Origin of the sequence: Methylobacterium sp. WL12 (assembly GCF_008039475.1) — a bacterium.
Lineage (GTDB): Bacteria > Pseudomonadota > Alphaproteobacteria > Rhizobiales > Beijerinckiaceae > Methylobacterium > Methylobacterium cerastii.
The window spans coordinates 1-13,838 of record NZ_VRUW01000101.1; the positions used below are offsets into that span (position 1 = coordinate 1).

At 68.5% G+C, this 13,838-nt stretch carries 15 protein-coding genes; 10 read left to right on the forward strand and 5 right to left on the reverse strand.

What is annotated here, in order from left to right:
* The 8 genes from FV226_RS23950 to FV226_RS23985 all read left to right on the forward strand — a co-directional run.
* Window positions 1–1,039 (forward strand): heparan-alpha-glucosaminide N-acetyltransferase domain-containing protein (locus FV226_RS23950; RefSeq protein ID WP_147764890.1); only part of this gene is annotated, 1,039 nt, incomplete at its 5' end.
* Between the two features lie 289 nt (window positions 1,040–1,328).
* Window positions 1,329–2,003: a 2,3-bisphosphoglycerate-dependent phosphoglycerate mutase gene (locus FV226_RS23955; RefSeq protein ID WP_147764891.1), complete on the forward strand. Its 675-nt coding sequence runs from the start codon at window positions 1,329–1,331 to the stop codon at window positions 2,001–2,003.
* A 111-nt stretch (window positions 2,004–2,114) separates the two neighbouring features.
* Window positions 2,115–3,212, forward strand: coding sequence for a putative sulfate exporter family transporter (locus FV226_RS23960; protein ID WP_200913232.1), 1,098 nt, complete (start codon window positions 2,115–2,117; stop codon window positions 3,210–3,212).
* Window positions 3,213–3,313: 101 nt separating this feature from the next.
* A complete protein-coding gene (locus FV226_RS23965; RefSeq protein WP_056217688.1) occupies window positions 3,314–4,453 on the forward strand; it encodes an adenylate/guanylate cyclase domain-containing protein in 1,140 nt (379 codons plus the stop codon).
* A 196-nt stretch (window positions 4,454–4,649) separates the two neighbouring features.
* Window positions 4,650–5,873 carry a molybdopterin-dependent oxidoreductase gene (locus FV226_RS23970; RefSeq protein WP_056217685.1) on the forward strand — a complete coding sequence of 408 codons (1,224 nt, stop codon included), beginning with the start codon at window positions 4,650–4,652 and terminating at the stop codon, window positions 5,871–5,873.
* An 11-nt stretch (window positions 5,874–5,884) separates the two neighbouring features.
* A complete protein-coding gene (locus tag FV226_RS23975) occupies window positions 5,885–6,223 on the forward strand; it encodes a cytochrome c (RefSeq protein WP_056160265.1) in 339 nt (112 codons plus the stop codon).
* A gap of 184 nt (window positions 6,224–6,407) precedes the next feature.
* On the forward strand, window positions 6,408–7,391 hold the full coding sequence (locus tag FV226_RS23980) for a beta-propeller fold lactonase family protein (protein WP_056160267.1): 984 nt from the start codon (window positions 6,408–6,410) through the stop codon (window positions 7,389–7,391).
* Between the two features lie 78 nt (window positions 7,392–7,469).
* Entirely contained in the window at window positions 7,470–8,555 is a 1,086-nt protein-coding gene (locus tag FV226_RS23985; RefSeq protein ID WP_147764892.1) for a sulfite oxidase, read from the forward strand.
* Window positions 8,556–8,558: 3 nt separating this feature from the next.
* Here FV226_RS23985 and FV226_RS23990 read toward each other — a convergent pair whose 3' ends face one another.
* From FV226_RS23990 to FV226_RS24010, 5 genes are read right to left on the reverse strand one after another with little or no spacing between them, the layout of a single operon-like run.
* On the reverse strand, window positions 8,559–8,930 hold the full coding sequence (locus tag FV226_RS23990; RefSeq protein ID WP_056160273.1) for a DUF202 domain-containing protein: 372 nt from the start codon (window positions 8,928–8,930) through the stop codon (window positions 8,559–8,561).
* Window positions 8,927–9,817: a LysR family transcriptional regulator gene (locus FV226_RS23995; RefSeq protein WP_056217684.1), complete on the reverse strand. Its 891-nt coding sequence runs from the start codon at window positions 9,815–9,817 to the stop codon at window positions 8,927–8,929. The genes FV226_RS23990 and FV226_RS23995 overlap by 4 nt, the downstream gene beginning before the upstream one ends.
* Entirely contained in the window at window positions 9,814–10,623 is an 810-nt protein-coding gene (locus FV226_RS24000) for an anti-sigma factor (RefSeq protein WP_056160280.1), read from the reverse strand. Before FV226_RS24000 ends, FV226_RS23995 begins: the two co-directional genes overlap by 4 nt.
* Window positions 10,620–11,129 (reverse strand): RNA polymerase sigma factor, encoded by a 510-nt coding sequence (locus FV226_RS24005; protein WP_056217681.1) that lies wholly within the window; start codon window positions 11,127–11,129, stop codon window positions 10,620–10,622. The genes FV226_RS24000 and FV226_RS24005 overlap by 4 nt, the downstream gene beginning before the upstream one ends.
* A 13-nt stretch (window positions 11,130–11,142) precedes the next feature.
* Window positions 11,143–11,526, reverse strand: a complete 384-nt coding sequence (locus FV226_RS24010) for a hypothetical protein (protein WP_056160287.1) — start codon at window positions 11,524–11,526, stop codon at window positions 11,143–11,145.
* A gap of 182 nt (window positions 11,527–11,708) precedes the next feature.
* Here FV226_RS24010 and FV226_RS24015 point away from each other — a divergent pair, with 182 nt between their 5' ends.
* A complete protein-coding gene (locus FV226_RS24015; protein ID WP_056160290.1) occupies window positions 11,709–12,164 on the forward strand; it encodes a DUF305 domain-containing protein in 456 nt (151 codons plus the stop codon).
* The gene (locus FV226_RS24020; protein ID WP_056217678.1) at window positions 12,161–13,597 is read left to right on the forward strand and encodes a YncE family protein; all 1,437 of its coding nucleotides are present in this window, start codon (window positions 12,161–12,163) and stop codon (window positions 13,595–13,597) included. The genes FV226_RS24015 and FV226_RS24020 overlap by 4 nt, the downstream gene beginning before the upstream one ends.
* The last annotated feature ends 241 nt before the right edge of the window (window positions 13,598–13,838 follow it).

Genomic DNA, 13,838 nt, shown 5'->3' on the forward strand with positions numbered 1-13,838 from the left:
TCCCGTAGCCGACCCGGTCGACGCCCGGACTGCCCTGCCGGCCGTGGCCCTGGCCCGCCTCCTCGTCAGCCTGTGCGCACCCATCTTCATCGCGTTGACCGGCGTGGCTGCGTACCTGTTCGGCACCCGGCACACGCTGGCGGAGACGCGGGCCTACCTGCTGAAGCGTGGGCTCGTGCTGATGGCGCTTGAGGTCCTCTACCTGTCGGAACTGTACTGGGGCGTGGCCAGCCCGACGCTCTGGCTGCAGGTCATCTGGTGCATCGGCGTCTGCATGATCGTCCTCGCGGTGCTGGTCGGCTTGCCACGTCCGATCCTGTTCACGGTGGGGCTGCTGGTCGTCTGCGGCCACAACCTCCTCGACCCGATCCACCTCCAGCCTGACCAACCGTTCTTCGCGGTCTGGGCGATGCTGCACCAGCGCGACGTCATCGCGTTGCCGTTTGGGCTGGTCGCCAAGACGACCTATCCGGTACTCCCGTGGATCGGCGTGATCGTGCTCGGCTACGCAATCGGCCCGTGGTTCCTGCCTACCGTCGCGGCGCAAACCCGCGAGCGCCGGTTTCTGGCCCTTGGCTGCGGGATGCTCGTCGCTTTCATGGTCCTGCGTCTGGCGAACGGCTACGGCGACAAGCCCTGGTTCGTCGTCGAGGGCGACGCGCTTCGAACCACGTTGAGCTTCGTCTCGCTGACGAAGTATCCCCCCTCGTTGTTGTTCCTGCTGCTGACGCTCGGGATCGGGGCGCTGCTCCTGGTTGCCCTTGAACGGATGCGCGACGCCCCGGTCGTCTCGGCCCTGGCGGTGTTCGGCGGTGCGCCGATGTTCTTCTACTTGCTCCACCTGACGATCCTGCGGCTCCTGTATCACGGTGCCGCCGCCATCTGGGGCCCGACGCAGGGCAGCGTGTTCGGCGTGGCAGATTATGGCTGGGTGCTGGCCTGGTACGTCGGCCTGGTCGTGCCCCTCTACTGGCCGACGGCTTGGTTCTCGCGCTTCAAGGCATCCCGACGCGAGATCGCCTGGCTCAGGTATCTCTAGTGGATGAAATCTGACGGATGGAACCCGTTCCCTGGGCCCACGCCCGGCCTCTTGCCGACCCTCGGAAGGTCCGCTCCCGGCTTGTTGAGGCAGCGGTCAACGACCGGGTTGGGTGGGAAGCAGCTTGGCTGCTTTCAGTCGCAAGACGTTCATAAGCGGACCTAGGATGACCCGCCGTCTCCGGATGGACGGTCCAACCCATCGCAGGGTCGAAGTTCGTTAAAGTCGGATGCCGACATCATCAGAGGCGATGCGACCAGCACGAAAGTGCTCTGCCTCGGGAGACAGGGTGATTCACGATTGCAAAGCCCCGGTCACGCGACATCTCGTGCTGGTCCGGCATGGCCAGAGCGTAGCCAACCGATCCGGCCTGTTCACGGGATTGCTGGACTCGCCCTTGACCGAGCAGGGCCGGAGGGAAGCCGAGGCAGCCGGCCGGCGTTTGGCAGAGTGCAACTGGCGCTTTTCCGCTGCCTTCACCTCGACGCTAACGCGGGCCGTCGTGAGCGGCCGGCTTATCCTCGATGCGCTCGGGCAACCCGGATTGGTCCCCCAAAGCTTCGCCGCGCTCGACGAGCGAGACTACGGGGACCTCAGCGGGCTCGACAAGATCGCCGCCGATGCGCGCTGGGGGGCGGAGCGGATCGAGACCTGGCGCCGCTCCTACGCAGAGGCGCCGCCGAACGGTGAGAGCCTGCGCGATACCGTCTCCCGTATCGTGCCATGCTACCTCCGAACCATCCAGCCGGCGGTCATGGGCGGAGACGTGCTCGTCGTCGCCTACGGCAATTGCCTGCGGGCCCTTGTGATGGCGCTCGAAGACCTCAGCCCGGCGGAGGTCGAGCACCTCGAACTCGCGACGGGCTCCGTCAGGATCTATGAGCTTGCCGCGGACACGACGATCAAGGCCCACTGGATCGACGGGTGTATCCGCCTGTCGGCCTCTCACAATGGGTCTCCGTGATCTGCGAAGGGGCACTTATTTCATCTATTTCAGTGATGGGAAGCATCTAATCATTCCGTTGGAGTGAATGAAAAGAACATGGGATTCTCCGGCATCACATCGGAGCCACCCATGTCCGCGCCCAGACTTTTCTCCCACGCTCGGTCAATGCGTGCCTTGGCCGGCACGAGAGCCATCCTTCCGGGACTGGGTCTCTGTATGGCGGTCACCGCCGCAGCGGTCGGCTTCGAGGCCGTCGAGGCGCATCTGTTCGGTCGCGCCTGGCTCGAAGCCCTGGTGCTGGCGATCCTGCTCGGGAGCGCGATCCGCACCGCCTGGACCCCGTCGCAACGTTTCTTTCCCGGCATCGCCTTCGGGGCCAAGACCGTACTGGAGATCGCGGTCGTTCTACTCGGGGCCTCGCTCAGCCTCACGACGATCCTCGCCGCCGGTCCGGGTCTGCTTTTCGGCATCGCGGGCGTCGTCGTGGTCGCGATCCTGTCGAGTTACGGCATCGGCCGAGCGCTCGGGCTGCATCCGCGCATGGCGATCCTCGTGGCCTGCGGGAACTCGATCTGCGGCAACTCGGCGATCGCCGCCACGGCACCGGTGATCGGCGCAGACGGCGAGGACGTCGCCGCCTCCATTGCCTTCACTGCGGTGCTAGGCGTGCTGGTGGTGCTCGGCCTGCCGCTGCTGGTGCCGCTGCTCGGCCTGTCGCCGATGCAGTACGGCGTGCTCGCCGGCCTTACCGTCTACGCCGTGCCGCAGGTGCTCGCCGCCACCGCGCCGGTCGCGGCGCTCAGCGTCCAGGTCGGAACCCTGGTGAAGCTCGTCCGGGTGCTGATGCTAGGCCCGATCGTCCTGGTGCTCTCGCTCGGCGCGAGCCGGCTGCGCGAGGAGACCGACGAGGCCGCCCCCGGCGTCACCGCGGGCGACCGCCCGGCCCGCGGCGGCCTCGCGATCCACCGCCTGGTGCCGTGGTTCATCCTCGCCTTCCTTGCGCTCGCGGGCCTTCGCTCGACGGGCCTGATCCCGCCGGTTGCGCTCGCGCCGATGTCGGAGACCGCCAACGTGCTGACCGTGGTCTCGATGGCGGCGCTCGGCCTCGGGGTCGACGTGCGCAGCGTCGCCAAGGCCGGGGCGCGGGTGACCCTCGCGGTGGTCGCCTCGCTCCTCGCCCTCGGCGCCGTCAGCCTCGGCCTGATCCGCGTGCTCGGCCTCGTCTGATCCGCGCTATGGCATCGATCCAACTCCTTGATGAAAGAACTGCCGTGACACGTTCGTCCCAATCTTCGTCCGAGGCGGTCGCGCAGGGGACGGGATGGTTGATGGGGCCGGGTCGCGAAGCGGCGGACGCGGCAGCCCTTCTCGACGGGTTCAGTGCGTGCCTCTCGGGGCTTGGCCTGCCACTGGCCCGCGCCACCACCCACGCGCCGACCCTGCATCCGTCGTTCCGCTGGGTAATGCGCGTCTGGCATCCAGGAGCGTCGAGCCTAGCCTTGCGTCGCCGCCACGGCATCGAGAGTACGCCGACGTTCCACGGCAACACCGTCGAGCGCGTAGTCGAGACCCGTACCCCGTTCCGATGCCGTCTCGACGGGGATGGGCCGCTGCCGTTTCCCGTGCTCGGCGAGCTTCGCACCGAGGGTCTAACCGACTACCTCATCGTGCCGCTGCGCGCCGCGCGTGGACGCATGGGCGCCGCCTCCTGGGCCACGGCGAGACCGGGCGGCTTCACGCCGATCGAGATCTGCACGTTGCTGGCGCTGGTCGAGCCGTTCTCGCTGCTGTTCGAGATCAAGGCGCTCGACGACATGCTAGGCGCGGTGCTGAGCGCCTATGTCGGACGCGACCCGGCGCGGCAAATCCTGACCGGCACGGTGCGGCGCGGCGACGTACGCTTGATGCGGGCCGCGATGATGCTGACCGACCTGCGCGGGTTCGGCGAACTGTCCGACCGGCAAAGCCCCGACCGTGTCGTGGCCGCCCTCAACCGGATGTTCGATGCCATCGTGCCGGCCGTCGAGGCGGAAGGCGGCGAGGTGCTGAAGTACATCGGCGACGGGCTACTGGCCGTGTTCGATGCCGATCGCGACGAGGCCGAGGCGCGCAGTGCCGCCTTGCGTGCCGCCGAGGCCGCGCTTGATGCGCTTGCGACCCTGCGCAACGGTGACAGGGCTGCCTTCGAGGTCGGCGTCGCACTTCATGTCGGGGAGGTCGCCTACGGCAATATCGGCGGCGGCGACCGGGTCGATTTCACGGCGATCGGCCGCGATCTCAACGTGCTCGCCCGCGTCGAGCGCCTGTGCAAGACCTACAACACGCCGCTGATCGCCACCGACACCTTCATCGACGGGTTGGCACATGCCCTTGAACCGCTCGGCACCGTCGCCTTGCGCGGTTTTTCCGAGCGTCACGCCCTGTTCGGGTGTCGCAGGACCGCGCCCGTCGGCGCGCCGGCGGCGTGACGCCGAGACGGCGTCCTTGATCGTCCCATTGGAGATCGAAACTTCTCAAATCATCGCGTTTGGAGATCATTCGTATCGCGAAAGACCGTTGGTGGGAATAAATCGTATCCCGTAGCATCTCCCTGGTCGCGAGGAATCGCCACGGGTCCGATGCCTTCGAACGCATCGACGCCGACATCCTTCAAGGGGAGAGACCATGCACGGACTGGACAGACCGATGAACCGCCGCCTCGTCCTGGGTGGCCTAGGGCTCGGAAGCCTCGGCGCCGCCATACCGGCCTGGGCGGCGGGCTCGGTGAAGCTTCCGCTGCCCGGCGGCCCGGACGAGCGGGCGCTGACCACGGCCTTTCCGGGCAAGGCCGAGATGATCCTCCAGCGCACTCATCCGCCGCTACTGGAGACGCCGTTCTCGGTGTTCGACGAGGGTGTATTCACCCCCAACGACCGCTTCTACGTCCGCTGGCACTGGGCCTCGATCCCGACCGAAGTCGATGCCGGCACCTTCCGGCTCAAGGTCCACGGCCATGTCGAGAAGGAGCTCTCGCTCTCGCTCGACGCCATCGCCGGCCTGCCGCGCTTCGAGATCGCCGCAGTGAACCAGTGCTCGGGCAATTCGCGCGGGTTGTTCGAGCCGCGGGTGACCGGCGCGCAATGGGCAAACGGTTCGATGGGCAACGCCCGCTGGACCGGCGTGCGCCTCAGGGACGTGCTCGAAAAGGCCGGGGTGAAGGCCGGTGCCGTGCAGGTGCGCTTCAACGGCCTCGACGAGCCGGTGGTCGACGACGCGCCCGACTTCAAGAAGTCGCTCGATCTCAAGCACGCCAACAATGGTGAGGTGATGATCGCCTACGCGATGAACGGCGAGCAATTGCCGCTGCTCAATGGTTTCCCGCTCCGGCTCGTGGTGCCGGGCTGGTACTCGACCTACTGGGTCAAGATGCTGTCCGACATCGAAGTGCTGGACAAGCCCGACGACGGGTACTGGATGAAGACCGCTTACCGCATTCCTGACGTGCCGGGCGCTAACATCAAGCCCGGTCAGACCGGCTTCAAGACGGTGCCGATCAACAGGATGGTGCCGCGCTCGTTCGTCACCAACCTGACCGATGGCGCCAAGGTGGCGGCCGGAACGCCGGTGGCGTTGCGCGGCATCGCCTTCGGCGGCGATTGCGGGGTGAAGGCGGTGGACTTCTCAGGCGACGGCGGCGCGACGTGGTTCCCGGCGCAGCTCGGCGCGGACGAAGGCCCCTACAGCTTCCGCCGCTTCGACGGCAGCTTGCCGGCATTGGCTGCCGGCAGCCACACGGTCAGGGTCCGCTGCACCAACACCAACGGCGTCGCGCAGCCCCTGGACCGGGTCTGGAACGGGGCCGGCTTCATGCAGAACGGCATCGAGGCCGTGTCCTTCCAGGCCGCTTGAGGAGAACAGCCATGAACCCGATCCGCCCTGCGGCCCTCATCGCCGCCCTCATACTGTCTCCCCTGGTGGCGTTCGCCGCTTCGGCTCCCGAGCCGATGCGCTTCACCTCGCAATCGATCGAATTCCCGACTTCCGACCGGATCTTCCCGGACGGGCCGGGGGCCGAGGCGGTCAACAACAACTGCCTCGCCTGCCACTCGGCCGGGATGGTGCTGACCCAGCCCAAGCTCACGAAGGCGCAGTGGACCGAGACCGTGAACAAGATGGTTCACGTCTACAAGGCGCCGGTCGATCCGGCCGACGTGCAGACCATCGTCGACTACCTCACGGCGTTGAAGCCGACGCCCTGAACCCCCGAATCCCGAGGCCGCCGCGTTTTTTTCGCCGGCCTCGGGGAATAGACCGCGCCCTCCGGCATCTCCCCAGGGCGATGCACGGCCAAACCGGTCTCGCATCACGCAATCCGAATTAGAACCAGCCCTCACGGCAGGCCCCGGCCGCCGAACGAGCGCGCATGCCAGAGAGACACGCTTCATGACCCACGTCCGCACCAGCCTCCGCGCCCTCCTCGCCGGAGCCGCCTTGCTCCTCGCCCAGGGCCAGCCCGGGTCCGCCGCTGGCTTCGACGGCGCGATCAAGAACAACGCCCTGGCGCTGAACGCCGCTGGGACCGTCGCCGCTGTGTCGAACAGCGAGGAGAGCGCCGTCATCGTCTACGACGTCGCCAAGGGCACGGTGCTGCGCCGCCTCGACGGCTTCGTCACGCCGCGCAACATCGTTTTCGCGCCGGACGGCGCCCGCTTCTACGTCTCCGACAGTGGCACCGGCCGGATCACGGTCTATGAGACCGCCACCGGCAAGGAAGCCGGCGTTCTCGCCGCCGGCCCCGGCGCGTTCGGCACGGTGCTCTCGGCCGACGGGGCCAAGCTCTACGTCAACAACGAGGCCGCGAGCACGCTGACCGTGTTCGACACCAGGACCATGCTCGCCGAGGCCGTGATCCCCGGCTTCGCGCAGCCGCGCCAGGGCGTGAAGCTGTCGCCTGACGGCAAGACCGTGTTCGTCACGAACTTCCTTGGCGACAAGATCACGTTGGTCGATACCGCCACCAACAAGATCACCGGTGAGATCGCCGGGTTCGACAAGCTGCGCGCCATCTCGATCACCAAGGACGGCAAGACGCTTTTTGCCGCCAACAGCGGCCGTAATACCATCGGCGTGGTCGATGTCGCCGCCCATAAGGTCACCTCCGAAGTGGAAGTGGGCAAGGACCCCTACGGCGCCGCACTGACCCCGGACGGGCGCTTCGTCTATTCGGGCAACCTGAAGGACAACTCGCTCTCGGTGATCGACACCGGCACCCTCAAGGTCGTCGCCACGGTGACCGGCCTGAACGAGCCGCGCCAGGCGATCGCGTTCTCGGCCGACAACGCCCATGCCTACGTCCTCAACCGCGACCTCAGCGTCGCCGTAGTGGACCGGGCGAAGAACGCGGTGGTCTCGACGATGAAGCCCTGAGGCGACGCGCGCCGGGGGCCTTATCGCCCCCGGCGCGTTCTCGTCGTCGATACGTCACGAACGCAGGACAAAAACCCCATGCTCGGCCTGTTCCAGCGCAAGGACCGCCTCATCGTGCACGGCGAGGCGCCCTACAATGCCGAGCCGCCGCTCGATCGCCTGCGGGCGGCCTTCCTCACCGACCAGGCCGACTTCTACGTCCGCAGCCACGGCGACATCCCGGACCTCGACGCCGACGGCTACCGCCTGACTGTCGACGGGATGATCGCGACGCCCCTCGAATTGTCCGTCGCCGATCTGAAGGCACGCTTCGCGCACGTCACCGTCACGGCGGTGATGCAATGCGCCGGCAACCGCCGGGCCGACATGCTGGCGGTGGCCCCGGTCGCCGGCGACCCGTGGGCGGCCGGCGCCATCGGCAACGCGGAATGGACTGGGGTGCGGCTCGCCGACGTCCTGCACGCCGCCGGGATCGATGCGGGCAGTCCGCGCCACGTCGCCTTCGAGAGCCACGACCGTATCGCGGGGTCGGACATACGCTTCGGCGCCTCGATCCCGCTCGCCAAGGCGCTGGCGCCCGAGACGCTGCTCGCCTTCGCGATGAACGGCGAGCCTCTCGCCCCCGAGCACGGCTATCCGTTGCGCGTGGTGGTGCCGGGATTTGCCGGCATCCGCAGCCCGAAATGGCTCGCCCGCATCACGGTGCAGGACCACCCCTCCGACAACCCGATGCAGGCCGACGACTACAAGCTGTTTCCGCCCGACGTGACCGCCGAGACCACGGACCCCGCCCACGGCATCACCATCGAGGCGATGCCGCTCAACAGCGCGATCTGCGAGCCCGCCCGCGGCGCAGCGTTGAAGCCCGGCCGGCACGCGATCCGCGGCTACGCCATCGCCAGCGATCGCGCGGTCGCCCGCGTCGACGTCTCGACGGATGGCGGCCGCAGCTGGGCGCAGGCCCGGATCGACCGCGATGCCGACGCGCCCTACGCCTGGACGTTCTGGGAGATCGACCGCGAGCTGACCGCGGGCGAGCACGAACTCGCGGTGCGGGCCTGGGACTCCGCCGGCCAGACCCAGCCGGCCGCGCCCGACGACACCTGGAACTACAAGGGCTACCTCAGCGCCGCCTGGCACCGGGTACGGGTCACTGTGGCCTGACCGTCACGCCCAGAGCAGGGCGGTGGCCGCAAGGCCCGAGATCGCGATCAGCAAGGCCACGATCCCGACGGTGAGGATGCGCGGCATCATCGGGATCTCGGCATCGGCGAGACGCGCCCGGATCGCCCGGTCCCGCCATGCGGCGCCGGCGAACGAGGCAAGCGCGCAGGCGATCAACGTGAGCGACAGCACCTTCAGCGGCCAGACCGCCAGCACCTCCCGCAGGAAGCGCTGCGCGGCCAGGCCGACGCCGAGGAAGGCGAGCCCGGTGCGAAGCCACGCCACGAACGTACGCTCGGCTGCCAGAACCGTCCGGTCCTCGGCGAGCCTCACCCGGGGATCGTCGGGGTGCACGGGTTTCGCAGGATCGCTCATCCGGCATCCGCCGTCGCGATCAGGTCGAGCAACGCGTCGGCGGCCCGGCTGCGGTAGCGCTCCTTGTGGCGCAGCACCCGGAACGGCCGGCTCGGCAGGGCGAACGCCGCCCGCACCAGGGTTCCGGTCCGAAGCGCGGCGGCGACCACGGTCTCGGACAGGACGGCGGCCCCGCCCCCGGCCTCGACGGCGGCGCGCACCGCCTCGTTAGAGGGCAGTTCGAGCGTGACCCGAAGCTGGGCGGCTGCGAGGCCGGCCGCACCCAGGGCCGCCTCGAAGGCCGAGCGGGTTCCCGATCCCGCCTCGCGCAGCACCCAGTCGGCCCCGGCGAGATTTTCGGGTTCGAGGTCGGTCGCCCCGGCGAAGGCATGGCCAGGGGCGACCACGAGGACCAGTTGGTCCTGCGCGATGGTGGTGCTCGCAAGCGTCGGGTCGTCGAGCGCCCCCTCGACGAAGCCGAGTTCGGCCTGCCCGGCGCGCACCGCGTCGGCGGCGTCGGTGGTGTTGCCCACCGCCAACCGGATAGCGATCTCAGGGTAGGCCCGGCGGAAGGCGACGAGGTGGCGAGGCAGCCAGTCGCTGGCGATGGTCTGGCTGGCGTAGAGCGCCAGCGTCCCGCGCCGCAGGCCGCTGAGGTCGGCGAGCACCAGTTCGGCGGCCTCGGCCCGGGCGAGCACGGCGCGGGCCTCGACGAGAAATATGCGCCCCGCCTCAGTCAGCTCGATCCCGCGGCCGACCCGGTGAAAGAGCTTGGTGGCGTGTCGCCCCTCGATGTTGGCGATCGCCGTGCTGACCGCCGACTGGACGAGGTTCAGCGCTTCGGCGGCCCGCGTCACGTGCTGTCGCTCGGCCACCGCCACAAAGATGCGGAGTTGGTCGAGGGTCATGGTTGCCGCTGCGGAACCGGCAGTCCACGGACTTGCGCGTCGACCGACTGCGCGACGATCAACAGCCGCGCCTCGTCGGTGCGACCCGTGACGACGTAGGACATGCCGCCATCGACCCAGGAGAAGGCGGCGATGTCGCCCTCGCGGGCGAAGCGGAACACCGTGCGGCCATCCGCATCGCCTACGCGGCTGTAGAGTGTCAGCCGGGTGCCGTGGTCGTCATCGTACATCAGCATCGCGGCGGATTCGGAACCCGCCGGCAGCAGCCGGCCGCCCATCAGGCGGAAGCCGTACGCCGTAAGGTCGGGGGTGGTCACCGCCCGGCCGAGGCGCTTCGAGAGCCACGTAACAAGGTGCGGCTTCTCGTCGGCGCGCACCTCCACCGGATGCACCGCCTCGACCACGTAGGTGCGGAAGGCCGCCACCGCGTCGTCGGTCGCTGGCTCGGTTCGCGCGAGCGTGACCGTGGGTACCTGCCGCGCGGCATGGCCGAACCAGCCGGCGGCGCCGCCGACCGCGAGGCAGAGCACGGCCGCAGCCGCGACCGGAAGCCAGCGGTAGGTTATCGGGCGATGTCGCGAGCGGATGTTGGCCACCCGGAGCCGCGCCGGAATCGCCTCCTCGGCGATCGGCGCGAGGCGGGCACGCAAGCGCTCGCGTAGGGCGCGATCCGCCGAGACCTCCGCCGCCCGCGCGGGGTTTCCCCTGAGCCATGCCTCGACCAGCGCCTGCCGCTCCGGTTCGAGACGACCGTCGATCAGGCCGTGGAGGTCGTCCTCGCCGACCGGGCGCGGATCCCCGCTCATTTCACCCTCCTCAAGAGTCCGGTCCGGCCAGTTTCCAGAAAACCGCGCATCCGCGTCCGGGCCCGGCTCAACCGCGACATCACCGTGCCGAGCGGTACCCCGAGCACCTGGGCCGCCTCGGCATAAGACAGATCCTCGACCGCGACGAGGAGCAGCACCGAGCGCTGCTCCTCGGGCAGGGTGTCGAGCCCGGTGAGCACGTCGCGTGCCCCCATAGCGGCCTCGGGGTCGGCACCCGGATCGGGCACCTGCTCCAAAGCCTCAGCGCCGACATCGATGCCGCGCCGGCCCCGGCGTCGAACAGTGCCAAGGAACAGGTTGCGCTCGATCGTGAACAGCCAGGCTCGCAGGTCGCCGTCGCGGCGACGTCCGGACCAGGCGGACAACGCCCGCTCCAAAGTGTCCTGGACGAGGTCGTCCGCCGCTTCGCGGTCCCGCAACAGTGCGACTGCGTAGCGCCGCAACGCTGGGATCTGCGGTTCGATGAGGGCGGCGATCTCGTCCACGAGGCTTTACCGATTAGGGCTTGGCGATGTGCCATGCACCGTTGAGGAATCCGTCGCCGGTGATGTCGCCGGGCTTCGTATCCTTGGCGAAGGTGTAGAGCGGCTTGCCCTTGTGGGCCCACTGCATCGTGCCGTCGTCCCGCGTCACCATCGTCCAGTCGCCACTAGCAGCCGAGCCGGAGGCGGCCATCAGTGCCGGCCAGTTGGCGGCGCAGGGGCCGTTGCACATCGACTTGCCGCCCATGTCCTTGTCGAAGGTGTAGAGGGTCATGCTCTTGGAATCGACGAGCGCCGGCCCCTTGGCAGTCTCGGCCGTTATCGCAGGCGCAGCGGCCTGGGCGGCGACGGCGGAGAAGGCGAAGGCCGCAAAGGCGGCGCGGATCAGCATGGTGCGCATGAGTGAGGTCTCCGGCGGTCTACCATGACCGCATCGGGAGAGATGCCGAACGGGCGCGTCTATTCCACTGACATTTGGAAAAGATCGATCACATCGGCAGGGCCACCAATTCGTCCCCGGCCAGGGAATAAAGCCGTTTCCCCGGCATCTCTCCCATCGACAACGAACGAGGAGGACGGCCCATGCGCGGAGCACTGGGATTTGCGCTCACGGCCGCCGTGATGGCCGGCGGCCTCGTCGGCGGCCGGATGATGATGCCCCCGACGCTGGCCGCCGCCGAGCCGCCGGCCATCGTCTCCGCGTCCTTCGACGCGATGATGGCGCAGTCGATGACGCGGATGCATGCCGACATGATGGTCCCGCCTTCGGGCGATCCGGACCGCGACTTCGCTGCGATGATGATCCCGCACCACGCGGGCGCGATCGCGATGGCCCAGGCAGAGCTCCTCTACGGCAAGGATCCGGTCCTGCGCCGCCTCGCGCAGGGGATCATCGTCGAACAGGGCCAGGAGATCGCGGTGATGCGCCGGGCGCTCGCCGATCTCCCTCCCGCGCCGGATTCGTCTGCCGCAGCCACCCACCTTCACCACCATGGCACGGCCCCTGCCGCCGAGATGCCTTCGGAGATCTGCCGATGAAGACCGCCCTCACCCTCCTCGCGCTCGCGATGCTCTCCGGCTCGGCTCTCGCCGGGCAGGCCCCGGGTGCAGCCTTTGCACCGGACGTGCCGGTCAGCGGCAGGGACCGGTTCTATACGTCGGACCAGTTCTCCAACACGGTCTCGGTGGTCGATCCCGCCGCCAACGTCCTGCTCGGCGTGATCCGGCTCGGCGACCCGACGCCGATGAACCTGAGCCCGCTCTATCGCGGCCAGCTCCTCGTCCACGGCATGGGCTTCTCGCCCGACCACAGGACGCTGCTCGCGGTCTCGATCGGCTCGAACTCCGTGAGCTTCATCGACACGGCGACCAACACGGTCCGCCACACCGCCTATGTCGGCCGCGCGCCGCACGAGGCCTTCTTCACGCCGGACGGCCGAGAGGTCTGGGTGAGCGTGCGCGGCGAGGACTACATCGCCGTGCTCGATGCCGCGACCGCCAAGGAGACGCGCCGAATCACCGTGCCGAACGGGCCCGGCATGACGATCTTCTCGCCGGACGGCGCCTACGGCTATGTCTGCTCCAGCTTCAGCCCCGAGACGGTGGTGATCGACACGAAGACCCACTCCATCGTCGGGCGCGTGAAGCAGGAGAGCCCGTTCTGCCCCGACATCGCCGCAACACCGGACGGCAAGCAGGTGTGGTTCACCCTCAAGGATGTCGGCCGGACCCAGGTGTTCTCTGCGACGCCGCCATTCGCGCCGCTGAAGACGATCGAGACCGGGCCGATCACCAACCACGTCAACATCGTCTCGACCAAGGCCGGCCAGTTCGCCTACGTGACGATCGGCGGCCTGAACCAGGTCAAGGTGTTTCGCACCGACGACTTCACCCAGGTCGCCACCATTCCGACCGGCGCCCTACCGCACGGGCTCTGGCCCTCGGGCGACGGCAGCCGCGTCTATGTCGGCCTGGAGAACGCCGACAAGGCGGCGGTGATCGACACCGCGTCGAACACGGTGATCGCCGAGGTGCCGATCGGGCAGGGTCCGCAGGGCGTCGCCTACGTCCCGAACGCCGTGCCGGAGGGCGACGGAATGCAAAACCTCCAAGCGCTGGGCGCAGCCGGCAAGACCAGCGCGCTGACGCTCGCGGGTACCGATGGCAAGCCGGCGACGCAGGTCACCCTGTTCGACCAGGGCGTGTTGCAGACGCTGCAGGCCGCGGTAACGGGACTGCCCTCGAAGATGCCGTTCGTGCTGGCGCTGGCCGCCGATCCGAAGGGGGCCGCAGGCCTGGAGCCGCTCGCCGCCTTCATGACCAACCCGGCCGGCGCGGCCATCGTCAACGCGATCGGCCCGATCCGCCAGATCACCCGCACGGATGCCGGCGCGAGCCGGCGCTACCTCGTGGTGGTCTCGGGCAAGCCCGGTGAACTCGGCGGCGTCGTCCAGATGCAGACTGTGGATTGAACGGGCGGCCTCACGAGCGCGGGAAGCGGGAATCCGAGAGCATGCGTTCGCAGCGCGCGTCCAGCTGCAACGTCTGCTTTCAAGGCCTCCATTGGCTTGCTTCTATGACCGAGTAGGGTCGGGACCCGTCCGTCCGCTCTACGACTGGGCTGGGTGGTTCTCTGCCGGTCCGTTTTCGAGCGGTGTTGAACGGCTTCCACTTCCAGATCTGTTTTGGCGCGACATTTGCCCTGTCTGAGCA

Excerpts from the sequence above, each read along its gene's own strand:
- FV226_RS23960 (WP_200913232.1), top strand. The coding sequence starts at position 2,115 with ATGTCCGCGCCCAGACTTTTCTCCCACGCTCGGTCAATGCGTGCCTTG.
- FV226_RS23965 (WP_056217688.1), top strand. The coding sequence starts at position 3,314 with ATGGGGCCGGGTCGCGAAGCGGCGGACGCGGCAGCCCTTCTCGACGGG.
- FV226_RS23970 (WP_056217685.1), top strand. The coding sequence starts at position 4,650 with ATGCACGGACTGGACAGACCGATGAACCGCCGCCTCGTCCTGGGTGGC.
- FV226_RS23975 (WP_056160265.1), top strand. The coding sequence starts at position 5,885 with ATGAACCCGATCCGCCCTGCGGCCCTCATCGCCGCCCTCATACTGTCT.
- FV226_RS23980 (WP_056160267.1), top strand. The coding sequence starts at position 6,408 with ATGACCCACGTCCGCACCAGCCTCCGCGCCCTCCTCGCCGGAGCCGCC.
- FV226_RS23985 (WP_147764892.1), top strand. The coding sequence starts at position 7,470 with ATGCTCGGCCTGTTCCAGCGCAAGGACCGCCTCATCGTGCACGGCGAG.
- FV226_RS23990 (WP_056160273.1), bottom strand. The coding sequence starts at position 8,930 with ATGAGCGATCCTGCGAAACCCGTGCACCCCGACGATCCCCGGGTGAGG.
- FV226_RS23995 (WP_056217684.1), bottom strand. The coding sequence starts at position 9,817 with ATGACCCTCGACCAACTCCGCATCTTTGTGGCGGTGGCCGAGCGACAG.
- FV226_RS24000 (WP_056160280.1), bottom strand. The coding sequence starts at position 10,623 with ATGAGCGGGGATCCGCGCCCGGTCGGCGAGGACGACCTCCACGGCCTG.
- FV226_RS24010 (WP_056160287.1), bottom strand. The coding sequence starts at position 11,526 with ATGCGCACCATGCTGATCCGCGCCGCCTTTGCGGCCTTCGCCTTCTCC.
- FV226_RS24015 (WP_056160290.1), top strand. The coding sequence starts at position 11,709 with ATGCGCGGAGCACTGGGATTTGCGCTCACGGCCGCCGTGATGGCCGGC.
- FV226_RS24020 (WP_056217678.1), top strand. The coding sequence starts at position 12,161 with ATGAAGACCGCCCTCACCCTCCTCGCGCTCGCGATGCTCTCCGGCTCG.